At 69.0% G+C, this 5,299-nt stretch carries 8 protein-coding genes; 5 read left to right on the top strand and 3 right to left on the bottom strand.

All coding sequences use genetic code 11. The annotated features are described in order from the left end of the window. The coding region (locus HUU95_RS07635) for a hypothetical protein (protein WP_174279572.1) at window positions 1–394 on the bottom strand (394 nt) is incomplete at its 3' end. A 379-nt stretch (window positions 395–773) separates the two neighbouring features. Continuing rightward, window positions 774–1,703 carry an ABC transporter ATP-binding protein gene (locus HUU95_RS07630; RefSeq protein WP_174279571.1) on the bottom strand — a complete coding sequence of 310 codons (930 nt, stop codon included), beginning with the start codon at window positions 1,701–1,703 and terminating at the stop codon, window positions 774–776. Window positions 1,704–1,762: 59 nt separating this feature from the next. Here HUU95_RS07630 and HUU95_RS07625 point away from each other — a divergent pair, with 59 nt between their 5' ends. The 5 genes from HUU95_RS07625 to HUU95_RS07610 all read left to right on the top strand — a co-directional run bounded on the left by HUU95_RS07625 (window position 1,763) and on the right by HUU95_RS07610 (window position 4,641). Further along, a complete protein-coding gene (locus tag HUU95_RS07625; RefSeq protein WP_174279570.1) occupies window positions 1,763–1,996 on the top strand; it encodes a zinc-finger domain-containing protein in 234 nt (77 codons plus the stop codon). After that, window positions 1,996–2,259 (top strand): hypothetical protein, encoded by a 264-nt coding sequence (locus HUU95_RS07620; protein ID WP_174279569.1) that lies wholly within the window; start codon window positions 1,996–1,998, stop codon window positions 2,257–2,259. Before HUU95_RS07625 ends, HUU95_RS07620 begins: the two co-directional genes overlap by 1 nt. Further along, the gene (locus HUU95_RS14695) at window positions 2,256–2,387 is read left to right on the top strand and encodes a hypothetical protein (protein WP_302480100.1); all 132 of its coding nucleotides are present in this window, start codon (window positions 2,256–2,258) and stop codon (window positions 2,385–2,387) included. The genes HUU95_RS07620 and HUU95_RS14695 overlap by 4 nt, the downstream gene beginning before the upstream one ends. Beyond that, window positions 2,384–3,808: a metalloprotease TldD gene (gene tldD, locus HUU95_RS07615; protein ID WP_174279568.1), complete on the top strand. Its 1,425-nt coding sequence runs from the start codon at window positions 2,384–2,386 to the stop codon at window positions 3,806–3,808. The genes HUU95_RS14695 and tldD overlap by 4 nt, the downstream gene beginning before the upstream one ends. 68 nt (window positions 3,809–3,876) lie before the next feature. Further along, on the top strand, window positions 3,877–4,641 hold the full coding sequence (locus tag HUU95_RS07610) for a glutaminyl-peptide cyclotransferase (RefSeq protein ID WP_174279567.1): 765 nt from the start codon (window positions 3,877–3,879) through the stop codon (window positions 4,639–4,641). A 33-nt stretch (window positions 4,642–4,674) separates the two neighbouring features. Here the strand turns inward: HUU95_RS07610 and HUU95_RS07605 are convergent. After that, a partial coding sequence (locus HUU95_RS07605) for an SDR family NAD(P)-dependent oxidoreductase (RefSeq protein ID WP_174279566.1) occupies window positions 4,675–5,299 on the bottom strand: 625 nt, incomplete at its 5' end.

Genomic DNA, 5,299 nt, shown 5'->3' with positions numbered 1-5,299 from the left:
CGGGGACCGGCTTGGGCCAGACCGGGATGACCATGGCGGTCGGGCCGGCGGTCTCCGCCACCGCGACCGGACATTCGGTCAGCGCGGCATCGCCGGTCAGCACCGCGGCGAGCGCGAGGATGTCGCCCTCGCCCGCATCGGTGGCGAGCCGCGCATACATGCCCGACGTCTCGCATCGCTTCACGTCGATGCCGCTCGACGCGAGCCGGTTGCCCGTCGCCGTGTCGTAATCGGTGGCCGCTTTGATCCCGTCATCGGGTCCGAGCAGCCGAACGAAGTGGGACTGGACGGTGCGACGGCTGGTGACGACCAGATCATGCTGCTTGGCAAGGAAGCTGTTGTAGCTCTTCAGCGTCGCCGGGTTGGTGTCGGTGCACTTGATGGCATCGATCATGAGCATGACCTGCAACCGCTCAATCCGCGCCGCCCGCACCTCGTCAGGGTGCCAGCACCCGGCTGTATCCGCCAGCGCCGGTTGAGCGCAAAAAACCGTCATCATGGCGGCCACGGCCGCCGATCCGCGTATAGACATGGTGTATAGCCTCCGATCGATAGGATCGACGGCGGATGGAATGGCCAGACTTCCGGTTCGTCGCTTCCCCATACCGTGCGCGACGCCAATGGGCAGTCGGCGAATCACTAGCGCGGAGAAAAAAACTCACATCTTCAATTCGTTACACACCGATGACGTCGTCAATCACCTACGTTGCGATGGACCGATGACCTGCGATGCCATCGCTCGCATGACGCCGCTCTTTCCCCGCGACGGCCATTCACCCAACCGAGCGCGTCAACGATAGGAACACGTCCTCCAAGTCCGCCTCCCGCGTACTGACATCGACGATGCCGAGCCCGTCGCGCTGGATCGCCGCGAGCACCTCGCCGGCGTTGACGCGGCCCTTGTCATAAGTGATCTCCAGCACGCGGGCGCCGCGCAGCACGATCTTCTCGAAGCAGGCCGCGCCTGGCGCCTTAGCGAGGTCGCGGTCGACCGTCACCGAGACGATCTTCTCGCGCGCGCGGCCGACCAGGTCGCGGGTCGGTTCGTTCGCCACCAGCCGGCCGCCGTTGATGATCGCGATCCGGTCGCACAGTTGCTCCGCCTCCTCCAGATAGTGGGTGGTCAGCACCACCGTGACCCCGCCCGCGTTGAGCTCGCGGACATAGGCCCAGAGCTGTTGGCGCAGCTCGATGTCGACGCCCGCGGTCGGCTCGTCGAGGACCAGCACGGGGGGCGAATGGACCAGCGCCTTGGCGACCATCAGCCGCCGCTTCATGCCGCCCGACAGCGTGCGCGCATAGGCGTCCGCCTTGTCCTCCAGCCGCACCGCGCGCAGCAGCTCCAGCGAGCGGCGCTGTGCCTTGGGCACGCCGTACAGCCCGGCCTGGATCTCCAGCGTCTCGAACGGCGTGAAGAAGGGATCGAACAGGATCTCCTGATTGACGATGCCGATCGAGCGCTTCGCATTGCGCGGGTGCGCGTCGATGTCGAAGCCCCAGATCGATGCCCGCCCGCCCGTCTTGTTGACCAGTCCCGCCAGGATGTTGATCAGCGTCGACTTGCCCGCGCCATTGGGGCCGAGCAGGCCGAAGATCGAGCCCTGGGGCACGGCGAACGAGATATCGTCCAGCGCCTGCTTGCCGCCCCGGTAGGTCTTGGCGAGGCGATCGATGCCAATGGCAGGCGGTGCGGCGGCGGTCATGCGGTGGCGGATAGGCGGGCGCTTGCCTCCCCACAATGCTTCTTGCTACCCGCAAGGCCATGCATCCGCCCCTTGAGATCAGCCGCGTCCATCAGCGCCGCGTCGCCTGCGACGGGGCGAGCGACATCCCGGGTGGCGCCGCGCTGGGCCATCCACGCGTGTGGCTGCAGATCGACGAGCACGGCTATGTCGATTGCGGCTATTGCGACCGCCGCTTCATCCTGATCGGCGGCGCGGCGGACGGGATCGACCCGGCGACGCTGCCCGACATCAGCGAGGGCGGGAGCCCATAGTGGCGCTGCGCGCGCCTCGGCAACGAACCGATTGGGGCGCGTTGGTCGTGACATCCAGCCTGGCGGCGTCGATCGCGACAGTCGGCAGCTTCGCGACGGACCGGTTGAAGGGCAACGACGAAGCCATGCGCCATCACTGTGAAATCGCAAGGGACGTTCTACTCAAGGTCGAGCCGTCGCCCTATATCGGACAACGTACCCGATTGGCGATCACGCGGGAGGCGGCGATGGTGGTCCACCAGTGCATGCGGGAGGGATCATGATTTCCGATCGTACGATCATCCTCTTCACGATCTCGTTGATGCTGCTGTTCGTCGGACTGGCGATGAAGTGGCAGGAGCGGCGAGATCGACGGCGTTCCGGGCGCTCCTTCAGGATCAGCGACGAATGACATACCAAGACCCCCGTTCCTTCCTCTACCGCGACCAGCTCTCCCCCGACGAGGCCCAGGCCCTGACCGTCCAGGCGCTGGCGAGCGCGGACGATGGCGAGCTGTACCTCCAATACCGTCGGGCCGAGGCGTTCGGGTTCGACGACGGGCGGCTCAAGACGGCGAGCTACGACACGCAGGCCGGTTTCGGGCTGCGGGCGGTCAGCGGGGAGACCACCGCCTTTGCGCATGCCAGCGAGCTGTCGGCCGCCGCGATCGGCCGCGCGGCGGAGACGATGCGGCTGATCGATCCGTCGACGAGCGCCCGCGCGCCGGCGCCGCGCGGCACCAACCGGCGGCTGTATGTCGACACCGACCCGCTCGACCTAGTGCCCTTCGCCGACAAGGTGAATCTGTGCCAGACGATCGACGCCGCCGCGCGCGCGCGCGATCCGCGCATCCGGCAGGTCTCGGTGGGCCTGTCGGGCACGTGGAGCGTGGTGGAGGTGGTGCGCGCCGATGGCTTTGTCGCCACCGACGTTCGCCCGCTGGTCCGGCTCAACATCCAGATCGTGGTGGAGCATGGGGGCCGGCGCGAGACGGGGACGTTCGGGATCGGCGGCCGCTATCTGTATGATCGCTTGGTCGACCCGGCGACGTGGAACCGGGGCATCGACGCGGCGCTCGCGCAGGCGCTGGTCAACCTCGAATCGGTCGACGCGCCGGCGGGGGAGATGACGGTGCTGCTGGGGCCGGGCTGGCCCGGCATCGTGCTGCACGAGGCGATCGGCCACGGGCTGGAAGGCGACTTCAACCGCAAGGGCACGTCCGCGTTCAGCGGCCGGATCGGCGAGCGGGTCGCGGCGCCCGGCGTCACGGTGGTGGACGACGGCAGCCTGCCCGACCGGCGTGGCTCGCTCTCGATCGACGACGAGGGCACACCGACCGGCGAAACCGTGCTGATCGAGGACGGCGTGCTGCGGGGCTATATGCAGGACCGGCTCAACGCCCGGCTGATGGGCGTCGAGCCGACCGGCAACGGCCGGCGCGAGAGCTACGCGCATGCGCCGATGCCGCGCATGACCAACACCTTCATGCGTGGCGGCCACGATAAGCCGGCCGAGCTGCTGGGCCGCGTCAAGCGCGGCATTTTCGCCAAGTCGTTCGGCGGCGGCTCGGTGGACATCGTCTCGGGCAAGTTCGTCTTCTCGTGCACGGAGGCGTATCGGATCGAGGACGGTCGGCTGGGCGCGCCGATCAAGGGCGCGACGCTGATCGGCGACGGGCCGACCGCGCTGACCAAGGTGGTGGGCATCGGCGACGACTTCGCGCTGGACGAGGGCATCGGCGTGTGCGGCAAGGCGGGGCAGAGCGTGCCCGCCGGCGTCGGCCAGCCGACGTTGCTGATGGACGGATTGACGGTTGGAGGCACCGCCGTCTGACGAGGGCGGGGGCGGCGGCATCGCCGTCTGACTGGCGCGTGACGGCGGCGGGGCGTAGGCATCGACGCATGAAGCCGTTCCTGCCGCTCCTGCTCGTCGCCGCCGCTCCGCAGGCGGCGTCCGCTCCTGCTCCCGTTCCGGTGCTGACCGCGCGCGTGGTGCATCGCTACCCGCACGATCCGCAGGCCTTCACCGAGGGGCTGCTGTGGCGCGATGGCGCGCTATACGAATCGGTGGGGATGGAGGGACGGTCGGAGGTGCGGCGCGTCCAGCTCGCCACCGGCAAGGTGACGGCGCGCGCGCACATCCCGGCGGCCGAGTTCGGTGAGGGGCTGGCGAGCTGGGGCGGGCAGCTGATCAGCCTCACCTGGCATGGCGGCGTCGCGCATCGCTGGGACGCGCGCACGCTCAAGGCGGTCGGCGGCGGACATTATGTCGGCGAGGGCTGGGGGCTGACCAATGACGGGCGCGAGCTGATCCATTCGGACGGGTCGAGCACGCTGCGTTTCCTCGATCCGGCGACGCTCCGGGTCGCGCGGACCGTCACCGTCACCATCCAGGGCCGGCCGGTGACGCAGGTCAACGAGCTGGAATGGGTGGACGGTCAGCTGTTCGCCAATATCTGGCACCAGCCGTTCCTGATCCGCATCGATCCCGCCGATGGCCACGTCACCGCCATCGTTGACCTGCGCCCGATCGTCGCGCGGGTGAAGGTGAGCGATCCGGAGGCGGTGGCGAACGGCATCGCCTGGGACGCGGGCGCCAGGCGGCTGTTCGTCACGGGCAAGCTGTGGCCCGACCTGTTCGAGATCGCGCTGGAGCCTGCCCACTGAGGCGCGGTCGATCCTTCCCGCCAGCGGGACGGATCAGGCGCGCGCCACCTGAAACCCGGCGAAGCTCTGGCTGACCGGCATCAGCTCCAGCGTGTTGATGTTGAGATGGCGCGGCAGCGTCGCGACCCACCAGATCGTCTCGGCGATGTCGGCGCCGGTCATCGGGTCGGCGCCCGCGTACAAGGTGTCGGATGCGTCCTGCGAGCCGGTGCGCACGGCGGTGAACTCGGTCTCGACCATGCCCGGCTCGATCGAGGTGACGCGCACGCCCGTGCCGTGCAGGTCGGACCGGAGCCCGAGCGAGAACTGGCGCACGAACGCCTTGGTCGCGCCATAGACGTTGCCGCCGGCGTAGGGATAGGTCGCCGCCACGCTCGACAGGTTGACGATCGCGCCCCGGCGCTCGACCAGCCGGGGCAGCAGCGCCCGGGTGATCGACACCAGCGCGGAGACGTTGGTGTCGATCATCGTCGACCAGTTCGCCAGCTCCGCCTCCGGCGCGGGCTGCGTGCCGAGCGCGAGGCCGGCATTGTTGACGAGCAGGTCGACGCCCGCCCAGTCCGCCGGCAGGTCCGCCACCGCTCCCGCGCGCGCCGCCTCGTCGCGGATGTCGAAGGCGAGCGGGAGCAGCCGGTCGTGCCCCAGCTCTTTGGCGAGC

This window comes from Sphingomonas bacterium, from assembly GCF_903643065.1.
Classification (GTDB): Bacteria; Pseudomonadota; Alphaproteobacteria; order Sphingomonadales; family Sphingomonadaceae; genus Sphingomonas.
Note: the sequence above shows the minus strand (reverse complement) of the source record. Positions and strands in the feature narration are given on the sequence as shown.